General features: G+C 56.3%; 15 protein-coding genes and 2 tRNA genes. 9 read left to right on the top strand and 8 right to left on the bottom strand.

Annotation, left to right across the window (positions count from 1 at the left end):
• Positions 1-44: 44 nt before the first annotated feature.
• Positions 45-2858 carry an excinuclease ABC subunit UvrA gene (uvrA, locus tag MPQ_RS11895; RefSeq protein ID WP_013443197.1) on the bottom strand — a complete coding sequence of 938 codons (2814 nt, stop codon included), beginning with the start codon at positions 2856-2858 and terminating at the stop codon, positions 45-47.
• Positions 2859-3085: 227 nt separating this feature from the next.
• Here uvrA and MPQ_RS11890 point away from each other — a divergent pair, with 227 nt between their 5' ends.
• The 3 genes from MPQ_RS11890 (at position 3086) to MPQ_RS11875 (ending at position 6056) form a co-directional block, all read left to right on the top strand.
• Positions 3086-4462, top strand: coding sequence for an MFS transporter (locus tag MPQ_RS11890; protein WP_015830983.1), 1377 nt, complete (start codon positions 3086-3088; stop codon positions 4460-4462).
• 2 nt (positions 4463-4464) lie between these two features.
• A complete protein-coding gene (locus MPQ_RS11885; protein WP_013443195.1) occupies positions 4465-4962 on the top strand; it encodes a single-stranded DNA-binding protein in 498 nt (165 codons plus the stop codon).
• 227 nt (positions 4963-5189) lie between these two features.
• The gene (locus MPQ_RS11875; protein ID WP_041362398.1) at positions 5190-6056 is read left to right on the top strand and encodes a GyrI-like domain-containing protein; all 867 of its coding nucleotides are present in this window, start codon (positions 5190-5192) and stop codon (positions 6054-6056) included.
• Between the two features lie 76 nt (positions 6057-6132).
• Here MPQ_RS11875 and MPQ_RS11870 read toward each other — a convergent pair whose 3' ends face one another.
• From MPQ_RS11870 to MPQ_RS11850, 5 genes are all read right to left on the bottom strand, one after another.
• Positions 6133-7557: an efflux transporter outer membrane subunit gene (locus MPQ_RS11870; protein ID WP_013443192.1), complete on the bottom strand. Its 1425-nt coding sequence runs from the start codon at positions 7555-7557 to the stop codon at positions 6133-6135.
• Positions 7554-10763, bottom strand: coding sequence for an efflux RND transporter permease subunit (locus MPQ_RS11865; protein ID WP_013443191.1), 3210 nt, complete (start codon positions 10761-10763; stop codon positions 7554-7556). The genes MPQ_RS11870 and MPQ_RS11865 overlap by 4 nt, the downstream gene beginning before the upstream one ends.
• Before the next feature lie 35 nt (positions 10764-10798).
• Positions 10799-12034: an efflux RND transporter periplasmic adaptor subunit gene (locus MPQ_RS11860; RefSeq protein ID WP_013443190.1), complete on the bottom strand. Its 1236-nt coding sequence runs from the start codon at positions 12032-12034 to the stop codon at positions 10799-10801.
• Positions 12035-12104: 70 nt separating this feature from the next.
• Complete coding sequence (locus tag MPQ_RS11855; RefSeq protein WP_013443189.1) at positions 12105-12911, bottom strand: alpha/beta hydrolase; 807 nt, start codon at positions 12909-12911, stop codon at positions 12105-12107.
• A gap of 45 nt (positions 12912-12956) precedes the next feature.
• Complete coding sequence (locus MPQ_RS11850; protein WP_013443188.1) at positions 12957-13712, bottom strand: SDR family NAD(P)-dependent oxidoreductase; 756 nt, start codon at positions 13710-13712, stop codon at positions 12957-12959.
• Between the two features lie 134 nt (positions 13713-13846).
• Between MPQ_RS11850 and MPQ_RS11845 the strand changes: the two genes are divergently transcribed.
• The 4 genes from MPQ_RS11845 (at position 13847) to MPQ_RS11830 (ending at position 16139) form a co-directional block, all read left to right on the top strand.
• Positions 13847-14791 (top strand): LysR family transcriptional regulator, encoded by a 945-nt coding sequence (locus MPQ_RS11845; RefSeq protein ID WP_013443187.1) that lies wholly within the window; start codon positions 13847-13849, stop codon positions 14789-14791.
• A 65-nt stretch (positions 14792-14856) separates the two neighbouring features.
• Positions 14857-14932, top strand: a tRNA-Val gene (locus MPQ_RS11840).
• Between the two features lie 14 nt (positions 14933-14946).
• Positions 14947-15023 (top strand) — tRNA-Asp (locus MPQ_RS11835).
• Between the two features lie 303 nt (positions 15024-15326).
• Entirely contained in the window at positions 15327-16139 is an 813-nt protein-coding gene (locus MPQ_RS11830; protein WP_013443186.1) for an outer membrane beta-barrel protein, read from the top strand.
• 168 nt (positions 16140-16307) lie between these two features.
• Here the strand turns inward: MPQ_RS11830 and MPQ_RS11825 are convergent, their stop codons facing one another.
• Positions 16308-16676 carry a MoaF C-terminal domain-containing protein gene (locus MPQ_RS11825; RefSeq protein ID WP_041362394.1) on the bottom strand — a complete coding sequence of 123 codons (369 nt, stop codon included), beginning with the start codon at positions 16674-16676 and terminating at the stop codon, positions 16308-16310.
• Between the two features lie 58 nt (positions 16677-16734).
• The gene (locus tag MPQ_RS11820) at positions 16735-17181 is read right to left on the bottom strand and encodes an SRPBCC family protein (RefSeq protein ID WP_013443184.1); all 447 of its coding nucleotides are present in this window, start codon (positions 17179-17181) and stop codon (positions 16735-16737) included.
• 193 nt (positions 17182-17374) lie between these two features.
• On the opposite strand from MPQ_RS11820, the gene MPQ_RS11815 reads away from it, so the two are divergent.
• Positions 17375-18046, top strand: coding sequence for a response regulator transcription factor (locus MPQ_RS11815; protein WP_013443183.1), 672 nt, complete (start codon positions 17375-17377; stop codon positions 18044-18046).
• The gene (locus tag MPQ_RS11810) at positions 18043-19458 is read left to right on the top strand and encodes a sensor histidine kinase (protein ID WP_013443182.1); all 1416 of its coding nucleotides are present in this window, start codon (positions 18043-18045) and stop codon (positions 19456-19458) included. The genes MPQ_RS11815 and MPQ_RS11810 overlap by 4 nt, the downstream gene beginning before the upstream one ends.
• The last annotated feature ends 11 nt before the right edge of the window (positions 19459-19469 follow it).

Raw genomic sequence — 19469 nt, 5'->3', positions numbered from 1 at the left:
AAGCCCCATGCAGCGCGAGCCGCATGGGGCTTTTTTGTTGATGGCTAGAGGTAATCCTTGAGGTATTTACCGGTATAGCTCTTGGCAATGGTCGCCACATGCTCGGGCGTGCCCTCTGCCACGACCATGCCGCCGCCATCGCCACCTTCAGGGCCCATGTCGATCAGCCAGTCCGCGGTTTTAATCACATCCAGGTTGTGCTCGATAATGACGATGGTGTTACCCGCATCGCGCAGGCGATGAATCACGTCCAGCAGCAACTGAATATCAGCAAAGTGCAGCCCCGTGGTCGGCTCATCCAGAATGTACAGCGTGCGGCCGGTATCGCGTTTGGATAACTCTAGCGCCAGCTTGACGCGCTGGGCTTCGCCGCCGGAAAGTGTGGTGGCCGATTGCCCCAGTGTAATGTAGCCTAGGCCCACATCCAGCAGGGTTTGCAACTTGCGCGCCACGACGGGAACGGCGTCAAAGAAGGCGCGTGCCTGCTCTACCGTCATGCCCAGCACTTCGTGGATGTTCTTGCCCTTGTACTGGATTTCCAGGGTTTCGCGGTTATAGCGCTGGCCCTTGCAGACATCACAAGGCACATACACATCCGGCAGGAAGTGCATTTCCACGCGCAGCACGCCATCGCCCTGGCAGGCTTCGCAGCGGCCGCCTTTGACGTTGAACGAATAACGGCCCGGGCCATACCCGCGCGCACGGCTTTCCGGTACGCCGGCAAACAGATCGCGTATGGGCGTAAACAGGCCGGTGTAGGTCGCCGGGTTGGAGCGTGGTGTACGGCCAATCGGGCTTTGGTCTACATCGACCACCTTGTCAAAAAATGCCAGCCCATCAATCTCGGCAAATTCAGCCGGCTCGGTGGAGCTGCCATACAGATGCTTGGCCACCACGCGATACAGAGTGTCATTCACCAGCGTGGATTTGCCGGAGCCGGAGACGCCAGTGACGCAGGTCAGCAGGCCGACTGGGATCGCCAGATCGACGTCTTTAAGGTTGTTGCCCGTGGCATGGGTCAGCTTGAGCCAGCGCTCCGGGTCAGGCTGGTGGCGCTTCTTGGGAATGGCGATGGCTTTTTTGCCGCTGAGGTATTGGCCAGTCAGCGAGTTGGCATTGTCCTGGATTTCTTTCGGAGTGCCCGCCGCCACAATATGGCCGCCATGCTCACCCGCACCCGGACCGATATCGACCACATAATCCGCAGCCATGATCGCATCTTCATCATGCTCAACCACGATCACGCTATTGCCGATGTCGCGCAGGCGCATCAGCGTTTCCAGCAGGCGGTCATTATCACGCTGATGCAGGCCGATGGAAGGTTCATCCAATACATACATCACGCCGGTGAGGCCGGAGCCTATCTGCGACGCCAGGCGAATACGTTGCGCCTCGCCACCGGACAAGGTTTCTGCCGAGCGCGATAGCGACAGGTACTCCAGCCCGACGTTGGTCAGGAATTTGAGACGGCTGCTGATCTCTTTGACGATCTTGTCGGCAATCGCCAGTTTCTGGCCGGTAAGCTCCAATGAGTCAAAGAACACCAGCGCATGCTTGAGCGCGATTTCGCAGACTTCGTGAATGTTGCGACCGCCGACTTTGACATGGCGGGCCTCGCGGCGCAGGCGGGTGCCGCCGCATTCCGGGCAAGCCTGCGAGTTGAGGTATTTCGCCAGCTCTTCGCGCACGGTCACCGAATCGGTCTCGTGATAGCGACGTTGCAGATTATTCAGGATGCCTTCGAAGGTATGGGTTTTCTGATAGAAATTGCCGCGCTCGTTCAGGTATCTGAAGCTGATTTCTTCCTTGCCGCTACCATGCAGCAAAATATGCTGCACATGGGCTGGCAGCTCTTCAAAGGCGGTTTCCAGGTCAAAGCCATAGTGCTGGCTCAGGGACGACAGCAACTGGAAGTAAAACTGGTTGCGTCTGTCCCAACCCTTGATGGCACCACTCGCCAGCGAAAGATGCGGGAAGGCGACTACGCGCTTGGGATCAAAAAAGCTGATCTGGCCCAGACCATCGCACTTGGGGCAGGCACCCATGGGGTTGTTGAACGAGAACAGGCGTGGCTCCAGCTCGGCCAGCGAGTAATCGCACACCGGGCAGGAGAATTTGGCCGAGAACAGATGTTCCTTGGCGGTATCCATTTCCACCGCAATCGCCTTGCCCTCTGCCAGCCGCAACGCGGTTTCAAACGATTCGGCAATGCGCTGCTTCATATCGGCGCGTACCTTCAGGCGGTCCACCACCACATCCACATTATGCTTGGTGGTTTTTGCCAGCTTGGGCACGGCGTCAAGCTCATAGGTCTCGCCATCTACCCGCACGCGCACAAAGCCCTGGGCCTTGAGTTCTTCAAACAGGTCCACCTGTTCGCCCTTGCGGTTGCTGACCACGGGCGCCAGAATCATCAGCTTGGTTTCTTCCGGCAAGGCCAGCACACTATCCACCATTTGTGAGACGGTTTGTGCTTCCAGCTTGATGCCATGATCCGGGCATTCCGGGTCGCCCGCGCGTGCATACAGCAGCCGCAGGTAATCATGAATTTCCGTCACCGTGCCCACGGTGGAGCGCGGGTTGTGCGAAGTGGATTTCTGTTCAATCGAAATCGCGGGTGACAAGCCTTCAATCAGGTCAACATCCGGTTTATCCATACGGGCCAGAAACTGGCGGGCGTAGGCAGAAAGTGACTCCACATACCGGCGTTGCCCTTCGGCATACAGCGTGTCGAATGCCAGCGAGGATTTGCCGGAACCGGAAAGCCCGGTGATGACGATCATCTTGTTGCGTGGCAGGTCGAGTGAAACGTTTTTCAGGTTATGCGTGCGAGCGCCGCGTATCCGTATGTATTCCATGCAAATCCAATCACCTAATCAAATCCGTGAAAATCCGCAGCCGAAGAGGCTTCCCTAATTGTGGACTAATGTTTGTGCAGGCCATTGCTGTTGATGTATTCGGCCTGGCTGGTCTGCCCCCAGGCGCTTATATTCGGCGGCAACCAAAATAGCCCGAGTGAATCTAGGGCTGAGTGGAGGCAACCTGTTAATATACGCAATTTTCGGTCCCAACCCAATCTATTTCCATGTCATCTAATGAACGTATGTCCGCCCAGGAGTTGCGCGCCAGCATGAGCCTGGCATCCATCTATGGATTGCGCATGCTGGGCATGTTTTTGATCCTGCCGATTTTTGCCATTTATGCCGAAACCCTGCCCGGGGGCGATAGCCATCTGATGATCGGTCTGGCACTGGGCGCCTATGGTTTGACGCAAGCGATCTTCCAGCTGCCGTTTGGCATGGCCTCTGACCACTTCGGCCGCAAAAAAGTCATTTATGCCGGGCTTGTTCTGTTTGTCATTGGCAGTCTGGTGGCAGGCTTTGCCCATGACCTCACTACCGTCATCATTGGCCGCGCCATTCAGGGCGCCGGGGCGGTGTCTGCCGCAGTGACGGCGCTGGTGGCCGATCTCACGCGTGAAGAGCACCGCACCAAGGCTATGGCGATGATAGGCGGCACCATAGGCGTGACATTTGCCGCCTCGCTGGTGCTGGGGCCCGCGCTGAATCAATGGATAGGCGTGCCAGGCATATTCCTGCTCACCGGTGCGCTTGCCGCCCTGGCGATTCTGGATGTGAAATTCATGGTGCCTGACCCCATTGTCAGCCGCTTTCACTCCGATGCCGAAGCATCGACCTCCAAGCTGCGCGATGTGCTCAAGAACACCCAGCTCCTGCGCCTTAATTACGGCATTTTTGCCCTGCATGCGGCGCAGATGGCCATGTTTGTCGTCGTCCCCTTTGCTATCAAGCAAAGCAGCGGCATGGGCGAAAACGACCATTGGCAGATTTATCTGCCGGTGGTGCTGGTGGGCTTTATCCTCATGGTACCCGCCATTATTTATGGCGAGAAACGCGCCAAGCTCAAGCAGGTGTTTGTTTCTGCGATTGGCCTCATGCTGGTTGCCCAGCTCATGCTGGCCAACTCCATCAGCCACTTCTGGGGCATCGTCGCTTCACTGGCGCTTTATTTCATTGCCTTCAATGTGCTGGAAGCCACGCTGCCATCGATCATTTCCAAGATTGCACCTGCCGCCTCCAAAGGCACAGCCATCGGTGTTTACAACACCTCGCAATCTTTCGGGGTGTTCCTCGGCGGTGTGATGGGCGGTTATTTATCGCACTACCATGGCTTTGCCGCAGTCTTCATTTTCTGTAGTGTGCTGATGGGCCTTTGGTTAATTTTTGCCTTGAGTATGACAAGCCCGCCCGCAGTTAAGAGTAAAATGTATCATTTACGCGATATGAGTTCAGCGGATGCGCAGCAGCTTTCCACCCGCCTGGCCGCCGTCAGTGGCGTGCGCGAAGTGGTAGTGCTGCCGGACGAAAGCATGCTCATGCTCAAGGTCGATCTGCAACACGCATTCGATGAAGCTGAAGTTTTGAGATTAATAGAGGATTAACCATGGCATCTGTGAACAAAGTTATTCTGGTCGGCAATCTGGGGCGTGACCCCGAAATGCGCTACATGCCATCCGGCGACGCGCTGGCATCCTTCAGCATCGCCACCACCGACACCTGGAAAGATAAAAACGGCCAGAAACAGGAGCGCACCGAGTGGCATCGCATCTCCATGTTTGGCAAGCAAGCCGAAATCGCCGGGGAGTACCTGAAAAAAGGCTCCAGCGTCTACATCGAAGGCCGCCTGCAAACCCGCAAATGGCAAGATAAAGAAGGCAACGAACGCCAGACCACCGAAGTGGTTGCCGACCGCATGCAGATGCTCGGCGCCCGCAGCGGCGGCGGCAATGCCTACGAAGTCATGGACGAAGATCAGTCTGCGTCGTACCAGCCACGTCAATCCGCCGCCCCAGCCCAAGCCCGTCCGGCCCCAGCTGCGGCTACATCCAAGCCAGCGGGTGGTTCCGGCTTTGATGATTTTGATGACGATATTCCGTTCTAACTTTGTACTACTCAGCTTCTTGAAAGCTGCATATCAAATTGCCCTCAACGTTATCCGGCGTTGAGGGCAATTTTTTTGAGGGTGTTCTTGATTTGCCTTCAATCAATCTTTCTGCGAGCACATGCTCATGACTTCTGTAACTCGCGATTAAATCCAAGTTAGCAATTTCGGTCAGGTTTTCGCCCAACATCTTAGGCATAGTTCGGTTTGTGGAGAACGGAGCCAACATGAGTCAACGCAGGGCAGAAGTGTATGCAATGAGATTTCAAAAGGTGCTTGATCACATTGAGCAGCACCTGGATCAATCTTTGAGCATGGATGCTTTATGCGATATCGCGGGGTTTTCCAGATTCCATTTCCACCGGCAATTTGCCGATTACATCGGCATTACGGTTGCTCGGTATATTTTGCTGCTTCGTCTGCGACAAGCGTCTTATCAGCTCGCCTTCGATCCCAAAGTGAAAGTTATCGACATCGCCTTGAATGCCGGGTTTGAAACTCCGGAATCGTTTACCCGTGCCTTCGGAAATATTTTTGGGCAATCCCCGTCCGCGTTCAGGAAAAATCCTGATTGGGAGGCTTGGCATGTGGTGTATGGGTTCCGATTACCAGAAGGAAATAAAATAATGCAGGTCGAGATTGTGAATGTGGAAGCGACGATGATTGCCGTAAAGGAGCATCGCGGCGCACCCGATAAACTGAATCATTCTGTTGGGGATTTCATTGCGTGGCGCAAACAGACGGGGTCTTCCCCTAAAAACAGCTCCAGGACATTTGGTATTGCATATGACAACCCCGATACGACGGAGCCTTCAGCATTTCGCTTTGATATTGCCGGGGAAATCAAAACCGATATCGCAGTGAATGAGCAAGGTATTGTGGTGAAGTCTATTCCGGGTGGACGTTGTGCAAGAGTCCGGCATCATGGCTCGCATACGCGGATTGGGGAAAGTATTTATCCCTTGTACCGGGAATGGTTGCCGGAGAGTGGTGAGGAGCTGCGTGATTTTCCGCTTTATTTTCATTACGTGAATCTGTTGCCGGATACGCCTGAAGCCGAGTTGATAACAGACATCTATTTGCCACTGAAATAAGGTCGTCTGGAAAAGAACAAAGGTGCAAGAGATGAGAGTCTCTTGCACCTTTGTTTTTGCATCAGTCCGTTTTACATCATGAGGGCTTTTCTGTCGTTTCCGACCATCCCCCACCCAGTGCCCGTATCAAGCCCACCGAAGTCAGCATTCTGAGCCCGGCGGTTTGCACTTCGGCGCGCTGCACGGATAAGCTGGTGCGTTGCGCGTCGATGACCTCAAAGTAGCTGGCAGAGCCATTTTTGTAGCGGGTGTTGGCGAGGCGCTCGGCGACGCTGGCGGAGGCGATGGCCTGGCGCTGGTAGTCGATCTGCCGGTCCAGCGTGCGCAGGCCGCTCAGGTTGTTTTCCACTTCCTGAAAGCCGACCAGCACTTGTTGCCGGTAGTTGGCGACTTCGCGTTCATAGACGGCATCGGCGCGCGACAGGTTGGCTTTGTTGCGGCCGCCATCGAGGATGGGCAGCGTGAGCGCGGTGCCGACCAGCGGGCCGAGCAGCCAGCTGCGGCTGGACCATTTGAACAGCTCATGCAGTTCGTTCGACTCGTAACCACCGGTGCCGGTGAGCACCAGCCGTGGGAAGAACGCGGCCTTGGCTGCACCCACGCGGGCACTGGCGGCGGCGAGTGCCCGTTGCGCCTGGGCAATGTCCGGGCGACGCTCCAGCAATTGTGAAGGCAGGCCAACCGGCACCTGCACTACGCTGAGTTGCAAGGGCGCTGCGGCCAGGGTGAATTCAGCCGGGGTTTTGCCCAGCAGAATGGCGAGCGCGTGGTCTTGCTGGGCGCGGTTGCGTACAACCGATTCCTGCTCGGCCTGCACGGTGGCGAGCTCAGTTTTGGCCTTGGCAAGGTCAAGCTCGCCGATATCGCCGAGGTCATAACGCCGCTGCACCATGCGCAGCTCTTCCTGACGCAGATCTATGGTCTTGCGCAGAATCTCCAGCTCCGAATCCAGTGCGCGCAGCGTGAAATATTGCTGGGCGATGTCGGCCTGCAGCGCCAGCAATACCGAGCGATAGGCGGCCTCCTGGCCTTGCGCATCCAGACGGGCGGCGCGGCTCTGGTCAGACAGGCGGCCGATCAGGTCCACCTCATATGAGGCATTTACCTGGGCGCGCCACTCGGTATTGGCCGATGTATCCGGATCGCGCTGGCGGGTGGGGCCCACGCCGCCATTCAGCTGGAACTTGCGGTCAGCATCTACCACGCCAGCATTGGCGCGGGCTTCTTTTACCCGCGCCAGCGCGATGGCCAGTGTCGGGCTGCTTTCGGTAGCCGCTTCAATCAGGTTATTCAGCTCGGTATCGTTAAACACCGTCCACCAGGCGCCACGGTCAATGTGGTCGGCCGGGTTGCCTGCTTGCCAGGCACCATCCAGCTGCGCGGTTTCGCGATACTGGTTTGGCAGTTGCAGGTTGATCTGCTCCGGCGGCTTGGCGGTGGAGCATCCGGCCAGCACCAGCGCTGTTGCCAGCAAGCTGAGTTTCAGGCTGTGCTTGTTCATTCTTGGGTTCCTTTCTCTAAGGCAGGTGCTGGTTCAATGGCAGGTGCGGCAGCGTGATGCGCATGGCCGAAGTCCTGGCATTTGGTCACCATGGTACGAATCAGTACGTAAAACACAGGGGTGAGGAAGAGGCCGAATACGGTCACACCTATCATCCCGGCAAACACGGCTATCCCCATGGCATGGCGCATTTCGGAGCCCGCGCCAGTCGATACCACCAGAGGCACCACGCCTGCAATAAAGGCAATCGACGTCATCAGGATAGGGCGCAAGCGCAGACGGGCGGCTTCAATGGCGGCTGCATAAATCTTGCGGCCTTCCAGCTCCAGCTCACGGGCAAACTCCACAATCAGGATGGCGTTCTTGCACGCAAGGCCGACCAGCACCACCAGACTTACCTGGGTGAAGATATTGTTATCGCCATTGGTCAGCCACACGCCAAAGATGGCGGACAGCAGGCCCATGGGCACAATCAGCAGCACCGCCAGCGGCAAGGTCAGGCTTTCATACTGCGCAGACAGCACCAGGAACACCAGCAGGATGGACAGCGGCAGGATCACGAACAGCGTGTTGCCGGCAATCTTTTCCTGATAGGTCAGCTCGGTCCACTCAAAGCCGATGCCGCGTGGCAGGGTTTCAGCGGCAATGCGTTCCACCGCGGCCTGTGCTTCGCCTGTGCTGTAGCCCGGCGCAGCACCGCCATTGACGTCAGCCGACGGGAAGCCGTTGTAACGCATGGCGCGGTCTGGGCCGTAGCTTTGCGTCATCTTCAGCACCGAAGCCAGTGGCACCATGTCGCCCTGCGCATTGCGTGTCTTGAGCAGGCCTATGTCTTCCGCATGCGCCCGGAAAGGCGCATCTGCTTGCACACGCACCTGATAGGTACGGCCAAACTTGTTGAAGTCATTGACGTACAGCGAGCCCAGGTAAATCTGCAGCGTGTCGAACACTTCCGGGATGGAAACGCCCAGCTGCTGCGCATGCGTGCGGTCTACATCGGCATACAGCTGCGGCACATTGATCTGGAAGCTGGAGAACATGCCGGCCAGTTCAGGCGCCTTGCGGGCTTTTTCCATAAAGGCCTGCAGGGCATCGTTGAGCGCTACGTTACCCAGCGCACCTCTATCCTGAATCTGGAACTTGAAGCCGCCTATGGTGCCCAGACCTTGTACCGGAGGTGGCGGGAACACGGCAATAAACGCGCCCTGAATGCTGGCATATTGCTGGTTCAGCTGCTGCGCAATGGCAAAGCCGGACTGGTCCGCGCCCTTGCGCTCATCAAACGGTTTCAGCGTGGCAAACACAATGCCGGAGTTGGGGCTGTTGGTGAAGCCGTTGATCGACAAGCCTGGGAAGGCCACGGCCGATTCCACGCCGGGATGCTTGAGCGCAATCTCGCTCATCTGGCGAATCACGTCTTCGGTGCGATCCAGCGAGGCAGCATCCGGCAGTTGCGCAAAGCTCACCAGGTATTGCTTGTCCTGTGCCGGAATAAAGCCGGTAGGCACCAGGTGAATCAGCAGCATGGTGGAGCCGATCAGCGCGCCATACAGCACCAGCATGACGCTCTTGTGGCGCAACACGCCGGTGACGCCATTGCCGTATTTTTCCGAGCCACGATGGAACACGCGGTTGAAGCGCACAAAGAACCAGCCGAACAGACGGTCAATCGTGCGCTGGAAGGCATCTTTCTTTTCGTCATGGCGCTTGAGCAGCAAGGAGGCCAAGGCAGGCGACAGCGTCAGCGAGTTGAACGCCGAAATCACGGTGGAGATGGCGATGGTCAGCGCAAACTGCTTGAAGAACTGGCCAGTCAGGCCGCTCACAAACGCCAGTGGTACAAACACGGCTGACAGGGTGAGCGCAATGGCGACAATCGGGCCGGATACTTCGCGCATGGCGCGATAGGTGGCTTCCTTGGCTGAGAGGCCGCGCTCGATATTGCGCTCCACGTTTTCCACTACCACGATGGCATCATCCACCACGATACCAATCGCCAGCACCAACCCGAACAGGCTGAGCGTATTGATGGAGAAGCCCAGGCCCATCATCACGGCAAAGGTACCGATGACCGACACCGGCACCGCGAGCAGCGGGATGATGGAAGCGCGCCAGGTTTGCAGGAAGATAATCACCACCAGCACCACCAGACCCACGGCGATCAACAGCGTTTCGGTCACGGCATGAATGGATGCGCGGACGAACTGCGTGGGGTCATACACGATGTGGTATTCCAGACCTTCGGGCATGTCTTCCTGCAGCTCGGCCATGGTCTTGCGCACGTTTTCCGAAATCTGCAGGGCGTTGGAACCCGGTGCCTGGAAGATCGGAATGGCGACGGCGGATTTGTTATCCAGCAGCGAGCGCAGGGCATACTCACTGGCGCCCAGCTCAACGCGCGCCACATCGCTCAGGCGCGTGACCACGCCATCGGGCGAGGTGCGGATGACGATATTCTCAAACTCTTCTTCGGTATTGAGGCGGCCGCGCGCATTCACCGAAATCTGGTAATCGGTGCCAGGCAGAGACGGCGATGCGCCGATCACACCGGCAGCCACGTCCACATTCTGCTGGCGGATGGCGGTGACCACATCATTGGCGGTGAGCTTGCGCTCGGCTACCTTGCGCGGGTCCAGCCAGATACGCATGGAGTAATCGCCAGCGCCAAACAGTTGCACCTGGCCTACGCCTTCAATACGCGCCAGCCGGTCTTTCACGTTCAGCAGGGCGTAATTGCGCAGGTAGGTCATGTCGTAGCGACCATTCGGCGACAGCAAATGCACGACCATGGTGAGGTCCGGCGAGCTTTTCACCGTGGTCACACCCAGCCGTTGCACTTCTTCCGGCAAGCGGGGCAAGGCCTGGTTGACGCGGTTTTGCACCAGTTGCTGTGCCAAGTCGGGCGAGGTGCCGAGCTTGAAGGTGATGGTCAGCGTCATCAAGCCATCAGAGGTGGCTTGCGATGCCATGTACAGCATGCCCTCCACGCCGTTGATCTGCTCTTCAATCGGCGCTGCCACGGTTTCCGCGATGGTTTGCGGATTGGCTCCGGGGAACTGCGCCTTGACGATGACGGATGGCGGCACGACTTCGGGGTATTCCGAAATCGGCAGGTTGAACATGGAGATCAAGCCGCCGATAAAAATAAGAACGGACAGCACGCCGGCAAAGATCGGCCTGTCCACGAAAAATCTGGATATATTCACGTTACATTCTCCCTGTACTGGTCAGTGGCGCTGACTCAGATGCGGATTTTCTTGGCAGCCGCGCTAGTGGGCGCGGGTACGAGACTGGCCGACTTGGCCGCTGGCGCAGCAGGCGATTCGGCGACAGGTGTGGGCGCCACGACATCATTCGGGCGTACGCGCTGCAAGCCGTTGACGATGATGCGTTCACCGGCGCTCAGGCCTTCACGCACGATGCGCATGCCTTCCACCATGGGGCCGATCTTGATCGGGCGATAGTTGGCCTTGTTGTCGGCATCCACCACCATCACGAATTTCTTGTCCTGATCGGTGCCTATGGCTTTGTCGTCAATCAGCAGCGCGGGCTTCTCGCCACCGCCGCCGGTGCGCACGCGGGCATACATGCCGGGTGTCAGCGCGCCATCCTGGTTATCCAGCACGGCACGCACGCGGATGGTGCCCGAGGCAGTATCCAGGCGGTTATCGAACGAGCGGATCTGGCCTTGATGCGGATAGCCGGTTTCGCTGGCGAGACCAATGGCGACGGGAATGCGATCGCTATGCGAATTGTTGCCAGCGCCATGGGCCAGGTAACGGCCGTAGGTTTGCTCATCCACTTCAAAATTCACATACATGGGCGATACGGACACCAGCGTGGTCAACGCAGGGGAGTTGCCAGTAGGGCCGACCAGGTTACCCACGGTGATTTCAGCGCGCGATACGCGACCACTCACCGGCGCGGTGATGGCGGTGTACTGCAGATTGAGGCGGGCGGTCATCACGGCGGCTTCGGCCGCTTTCAGACGCGCATTGGCCACCAGATAGGTGTTGTTGCGTTCATCCAGCTCGCGTTGAGCCACGGCGCGGTCTTCGATCAGGCGGCGGGTACGCTCCTGCTCGGTACGGGCCAGCTCAAGGGCGGCTTCAGCGCTGGCTTTGTCGGCTTCGGCGCGGGCGAGTTCAGCCTGAAAAGGACGTGGGTCTATGGTGAACAGCAGATCGCCCTTTTTCACCAGTTGGCCATCGCGGAAGTGAATGACATCAATGGTGCCAGTCACGCGCGGGCGTATCTCCACGTATTCCACGGCTTCTACACGGCCAGAGAATTCATCCCATTCGATGACGGATTTTTCAATGACAGTGGCGACTGTCACCGGGGCGGGGGCAGCAGCGGTGGCTGCAGGTCGGGCGGCCTGGCTGTTGTGCGAGACTATGCCTGCCGTGCCGATGAGCGCCACGCCCAGGGCGAGCCATATCAGTTTGCGGTTAAAGCGGGGGGATGCTGCGTTCATGTGTAACTCCCTATTTTTAAAAATGGTGAATTCGTGAAACTTGAGGTGGCGCCTGGCTGGCGTGCGCTGGCTATGCCATCTCGGTAATAAACTGAGTCAGCAGTTGCGTTACCTCGTGAAACCCCTGACAGCGAGGGCTGGCGAGGCTGTCTTTCTCTTTGTTGCATGACATGCGGCGCACCCTGACCGAGACACCTGCCGCGATAAGGCGCGAGGCATAAAGCTCGGCCTCATCGCGCAAGGGGTCGTTGTCGGAAGTCAGGATCAAGGCTGGTGCCAGCTCGGCCAGGCGTTTGGAATGCAAAGGCGCGGCATACGGGTGCAAGGCATCGCTCGCCACCGGCAGGTAATCGGCCCAGGCCTTGCGGCAAGGGCAGTCTTCAGCGGCGCGCATGGATAGGGTGGACTGCCCCGGATCCAGCATGGGGTTGATCAGTATTTGTCCCTTGAGGTAGCTACCGCGGCCAAGGCCACGGTCGCGTGCCATCATGGCCACCACGGCTGCCAGATTGCCACCGGCCTGATCCCCTGCGACAAACAACTGTTTGGGGTCAGCGCCCAGTTTTTTTGCCTGCTTGTGTACCCATTGCGTGGCATCAAATACCACTTCCACGGTATCGGGGAAATGCAGCTGCGGCGCCAGCGGATAATCCACGCACACCACAACGCAGTCGTCGGCCAGCATGCGCGCGAGTCCGGCGGCATCTTCCACCGAACCGCAGTTGAACAGCCCGCCGTGAAAGTACACGATCACCGGTTTAGCGATTTCATGCTTGCCATGGCCAAAGACCTGGATACCGACCAGGCGGTCGGTATGCGCAGAGATAAAACTGGTGCTCCACGGCTGGCTTGGTTGATGATCGGGTACGGGTTTCATTTGCGGCTGTTCCTGAATGTTGACGATAGGGGCTTTCCGGCGGGTTTAACGCAAGCCGCCAGAGATAAACAGTGGTTCGCCAGTGATCCAGGCAGCATCGTCGGATGCCAGGAACAGGGCAGCAGGCGCGATATCCTGCACCTGACCAATACGGCCCAGCGGTGTCTGGCTTTCGATATGGCTGCGGAATTCGCCTTCAGCAAAGCCCACGCTATGCAGGCCTTCGGTTTCCACCATGCCAGGGTTGATGGCATTGACACGGATCTTGCGAGGGCCCAGTTCCTTGGAGAGCGAGCGCGTCACGGCATCCACCGCGCCCTTGGTGGCGCTGTAAACCGACCCTTGTGCCGGTGCAAAGGTGCTGGATACCACTGAGCTGATGTTGATGATGCTGCCGCCTGCTTCGGGGAAGTGCTTGACGGCTTCCTGGGTGGTGAGGATGAGGCCCAGCACATTCAGGTTGAACTGCTTGTGGAAGTGTTCTTCGGTGATGGCTTCCAGCGGGGAGAATTCGTAAACGCCGGCATTGTTGACCAGAATGTCGACCTTGCCGTAAGCCTTGATCGCTTCAGCAAACAGGCGCTGGATATCGGCCTGCTTGGCCACATCGGCTTGCACCGCAATCGCCTTGCCACCTGCGGCGGTGATGTCTGCGACCACCTGTTCGGCACCAGCCTTGCTGGAGGCGTAGTTAACAACCACAGCGGCGCCTTCTGCAGCATAGAGCTTGGCAATGCCAGCGCCTATGCCTTTGGATGCACCTGTAATTACTGCCACCTTGTTGATCAGTTTGTTTGCCATGATGAAGCTCCTTGAAGTTTTAAAAATGAAGACTGCAAAAGTGTTAGTCGCACTTTATATTGAGCATAAATACAGATAAATAGGCTAAAATCAGAATCACTGTGCAATAAAACAGGACAATAGGGGGTTTGAACATGGCAATGGACAGGTTTGAGGCAATGCAGGCCTTTACCCGCGTGGTGGAGCTGGCGAGTTTTACCAAGGCGGCTTTGTCGCTGAATCTCCCCAAAACCACGATTTCTGCCCAGGTGCAGGCACTTGAAAACCGGCTGGGGGTGAAATTGCTCAACCGCACCACACGGCATGTGAGTGTGACGACGGACGGCGCCGCCTATTACGAGCGGGCCGTGGCACTATTGAATGAACTGGAAGAAACCGAGGCCGCCCTGCGGCAGGCCACATCGCGACCCAGCGGGCGGCTGCGGGTAGATGTGCCGGGCTCCATCGGGCGGCGCATCCTGATCCCGGCACTGGCGGACTTTACGGAAAAATACCCCGACATCATCCTTGAAATGGGCTGCAATGACCGCCCGGTGGATCTGCTGGAAGAAGGGGTGGATTGCGTGATTCGCGGTGGCGATCCGCTGGATCAATCGCTGGTAGCGCGGCGCGTTGCCTCATTGCGCTTTGTTACCTGTGCTACGCCGGGCTATCTGCGCAAGCATGGCATCCCCCTGCAGCCGCGCGATCTGGAGCGCCACACCGGCATCCATTATTTTTCATCCAAAACCGGCAAGGTGTACGAATTTGATTTTGAGCGCGACGGCGAGCGCTATGAAGTGTCCAGCCATCGAAAAATGATCTTCAACGATGGCGATGCCTGCCTGGCCGCCTGTCTGGCCGGGTTGGGCGTTTTTCAGGCGGCGACCTTCATGGTGCAGGAGCACATTGCCAGTGGCGAACTGCAAGTCGTGCTGGGCACCCATTTATCGGAAAACCTGCCCCTGTATGTGCTCTATCCGCAAAACCGCCACCTCTCATCCAAGGTGCGCGCGTTTATTGATTGGACCGCCGCCTTGTTCGAAACCAGCGACCTGGTGCAAACACGCACCACCTTGCCCAATGGCGCTTCCAGATAAAGCTTGCACGTTGTACTTGGCAAACGGCCCGGCCTTGTGTAATATGCGGGCCTTCGTGAGGAAACGGGTGCTTAGCTCAGTTGGTAGAGCGTCGCCCTTACAAGGCGAATGTCGGCGGTTCGACCCCGTCAGCACCCACCAAATCCTTAACGAATGGAGTGGTAGTTCAGTTGGTTAGAATACCGGCCTGTCACGCCGGGGGTCGCGGGTTCGAGCCCCGTCCACTCCGCCAATACCAAAAAGCCCGTTGATTCAGTTCAACGGGCTTTTTTCATTCTACGCATTTGTCGGATTTTAACTGTTCAATTCGTTTTCTTGATAGGTTGAGAAAATTTCTTTGAGTAAACAACTAATCACATACTAAGTGACAGCTTAGACAGTATTTTTAATTTTTCACTTCGCACTGTTGCATAAAGTTAACAATGCCCTTAAGGGTGATATTCCTTTTTTTTACGATTATTTACTCTGGTAAATATGAACTTTGAGATGCCAAGTTTCAGGTACATATTCATACACTACCATTGGGAGTAATAATTTGAAAATCAAGAATGTTTTATTGTCTGTCGTTGGGACTTTACTGGTCATCCCCGCATATGCGGCCACTCAGGATATCAAGTCGGTCAACAATCAAGTTGGTTTGCAGCTTACAACTATTGATGTTGATTATCTCGAAAAAGAAAGCGGTGAGAAGCTGGATTCTGAAGGTGGACATGTTCCCGGTTTCAGCCTGTCATTGTCTTTAATGAAAGATGTTCTCTTTACTAATGACTACTTCCATGTTGAGTATAGCCGGAATAAAGGCCATACCGATTACGTTGGTCAGTACATCAGTGGAGGAGGTTATGGATCTCTGAAAGATAGCTCAAAAGCAAAACTGACGGATTACAGTTTTCGCTATGGCAAAGGTTTTGAGTTAGGCGAGTCTTTCATGCTTACCCCATATGCTGAAATAGGGCAACATGAATGGGAGCGTGGGGTCAATGACGGCGAGACTTATAAAAACAAATGGTGGGGGCTTGGGGTCCTTGCGCAATACTCGCCAATTCAAAAATTTGTAGTAGGTGTTGACGCAATGTTGGGTCGTACTTTTGATTCAAAAATTGATGTTAAAGGTTCCTACGGCTTTAATGATTCTTTAGGTAAGTCGGATATTTATAGGGTTGGAATCTCTGGAGATTATGCAATCACAGAGCATATTCACGCAAATGTTGGGGTTGATTATGTCAACTATAAATATGGGAAAAGTGGTTACAATGAAGTTGCTGCAGATCCTGGATATCTTTACTACGAGCCTAATAGTAAAACTGAAAATACAACGTTCAAGATCGGGGTTGGTTACTCTTTCTAAAGTAGCTTGAACAGCTACTAATTAAAAGAGTCGATAAATGTCGGCTCTTTTTTTAGTGTATTTGAAGTCTCATACAATTATCCGCCAATACCATAAAGCCCGTTGATTCATGTCATGTCAACGGGCTTTTTTCATGTCTATCAGACGCTCACACCGTATGGGCCAACATCACTTTTCCCGAACAATCTTGCCCGAGAGAACATAACGTTCTTTGCCATCAATAATGGTGGAGTACACCTTCATATTTTTCAGGTCGATGACTTGAGTGACGTTGATGCCTGTCTTCTCGCGCCATGTGGCAAAGTAGATGTTTTCATCCACCTTGATGCGCTCAGGTGTTTCCATTCCATGCGCGCCTTTTTCCGAGCCAGCGATGCATTTCCATGACATGAACTTGGCATCGTTCACCGTCACCCGGTAAACATTGCCGCCTTCATATTGATAAAGGAACTGGCCCATATAAGCTTCTGATGCCTGTGCGTACAAGGGTGAGGATGCAAGTAACAAGCTGATGACAAATAATCGTATGTGCTTCATGTAAAGGGCCTTATGCCGGACGGAATATTGCGTATTATCCGCGAGTTGGTCTTGCTGGCTATCCCGGAATATCAGGCTCTACCAGCGTGGAGAGTTGCGCCAGCGATTGCTGCCAACCCAGATAGCAACTCTCGACCGGGATCGCGGCGGGAATGCCCGTTTGCTGGATGGCGATGTCGGTACCACAGGAGACTTCGGTCAGGGTGACGGTGACTTCCAGCACGCCAGGCAGGTTGGGATCATCAAAGCGGTCGGTGTAGCGCAGTTTTGCATCAGGAATCAGCTCCAGGTATTCGCCACTGAAGGCATGTTGGTCTCCCGAGCTGAAGTTGGTGAAGGACATGCGAAATGTGCCACCGGTTTTGGCTTCCAGATGATGAACATTGCAAGTGAAGCCGTAAGGAGGCAGCCACTTCGCCAGGGCGTCTGCATTGAGAAAGGCTTGATATACCCGCTGCGGTGGCGCCCGAAATACACGATGCAAATTCACGGTACCGGTTGTCATGAGACATACTCCTTTCATTGCATGGATATGAAAGAACAGGCAGTTTAGCGCAGGCTGTACATGCGAGGAAATGCAGGCTTTTGCCGCGCTGCTGAGGCTGTGTTCATAAGGCCGGGTGTTAAGATAGGTTAATGTAAGCCGACTGTAAGTCGGCGGAAATACGCTTTTGGTTTATTTTGGCAAGGGGATCGTCATGCGGGTTTTGCTAGTGGAAGACGACGCCGTACTCGGTGATGCCATTCATCGCTCGCTGATCAAATCCGGCTATGCGGTGGACTGGACGCAGGACGGGCAGCAGGCGGATGTGGCGCTGCATGAGCAAGTCTACGATGCGGTGGTGTTGGACCTGGGTCTGCCGCGCATGGATGGCCTCGAGGTGTTGCGGCGCCTGCGTCAGCGCAAACAGCTGGTGCCGGTAGTGATACTCTCGGCGCGCGAGGGGCTGGATGACCGGGTACACGGACTGGATCTGGGTGCGGATGATTATCTGACCAAGCCTTTCAAGCTGCCAGAGCTGGAAGCGCGGTTGCGGGCGCAGATACGTCGCAGTCATCAGGTGGTGACGTCGTATATAGATTTTGGCCCCATGCGTTTCGATAGCACTGACCGCACAGTGACGGTCAATGGTGCGCTGGTGGAGTTTTCGCAGCGGGAGTTGAGCGTGCTGGAAGCGCTGATCTTGCGCAGCGGGCGCGTGGTGAGCAAGGAGTCGCTGGTGGAAAATCTGTGCAACTGGGATGTCGACGTCGGCAACAATGCCATCGAGGTGTATGTCCACCGCCTGCGTAAAAAGCTGGAGCCCTACGGCATCCTGATCCGCACGGTGCGTGGTCTGGGCTATCTCCTGGAAAAGCAGTCGGCATGAAGTCGCGCTTTTCGGTACGTCGTCAGCTGCTCAAATGGTTGTTGGTGCCATTGCTGATATTGATTGCGGTGGATTCCACCATTCTTTATCGCATTTCGCTGCATTTCCTGCGCAAGGCGTTCGACCATGCGCTGTACGACACGGCCTATGATGTTTCGCAGATTATTACCCAGAATCGCCTGAATAACGCCCAGCTGGAGCTGAAGCCGGAAGTCCGCAGCATGCTGCTCTCCAGCCAGGATGACGAGATGTATTACAGCGTGTATGACCCGCAGGGACGCTTTCTGGGCGGCGACAAGGCGCTGGCGTATCAGGCGCCGCAGAGCTGGCAGCGCAAAGTCATGTATTTTGTTGGCGGGCATGTGGCTGGGCACGATGTGCGTGTGGTCTCGATGCCGGCGGTGATTCCGGGTGATCAGGGCGATGAGTCCGTACGCATACAGGTCGCCGAAACCCGTAACCGGCGCCAGCACCTGGCCAGCCAGATTTTGCTGGGCATCCTGATCCCGCAATTGCTGCTGTTACTGGTTGCCGTGGTGCTGATGTGGTTTGGCATTGGCCGCGGCTTGCGCCCGCTTTGGGATCTGCATGCGGCCCTCGCCCAGCGCACCCCGCGCGACCTCAGTCCGGTGCAGCTTACGCAGGTGCCAGAAGAAGTCAGCATGCTGGTTGAGTCCATCAATCAGCTCATGCAACAGGTACAACGCTTGCTGGAATCGCAAAACCGCTTTATTGCCGATGCCGCCCATCAGCTGCGCACACCGCTGGCAGGCGTGATGGCGCAGACGGAGCTCGCGCAATATGAAACCAATCCGGAGGCTTTGCAAAAAAGTCTGGCCAATATCGCCATGAGCACCGAGCGTCTGGTGCACATGGTCAATCAGTTGCTGATTCTGGCGCGTGCCGAGCCCGAGGTGATGCGTGCCATCCAGATGCATGTGCTGGATCTGCGCGCCCTGGCTCAGCATGTGACGGGCGACCTGATATCACTGGCCTTGCCTCGCAATATTGATCTGGGCTTTGAAAGCGAACTGACCCATGCCTGGGTGCTGGGGGATGCGACCAGCCTGGAAGAAATGCTCTCCAATCTGGTGGACAATGCCATCCGCTATAGCGATGAAGGCGGCCGGGTCACGGTCAGTCTGACGCGCGATGACCAGGGCTTTGTGCTCAGCGTGGAAGACGATGGACCGGGGATTCCGGAGGATGAGCGCGAAAAGGTATTCGAACGCTTTCACCGGGTGATAGGCACCGAGCAGCCAGGCAGTGGCCTGGGCTTGGCGATTGTGCTGGAAATTGCCCAGGTGCATGGGGCCACGATTCAGATGCAGGATGCGACGCCGGAAGGCGGCTTGCGTATCTCGTTGCGCTTTGCGGATCGCAGCGCAGAAGCGCCGGTAGCGGCAAGCTGATACAGGCATCA

It is taken from the genome of Methylovorus sp. MP688 (assembly GCF_000183115.1).
Taxonomy (GTDB): Bacteria; Pseudomonadota; Gammaproteobacteria; order Burkholderiales; family Methylophilaceae; genus Methylovorus; species Methylovorus glucosotrophus.
This window is presented reverse-complemented; position numbering and strand designations above follow the sequence as displayed.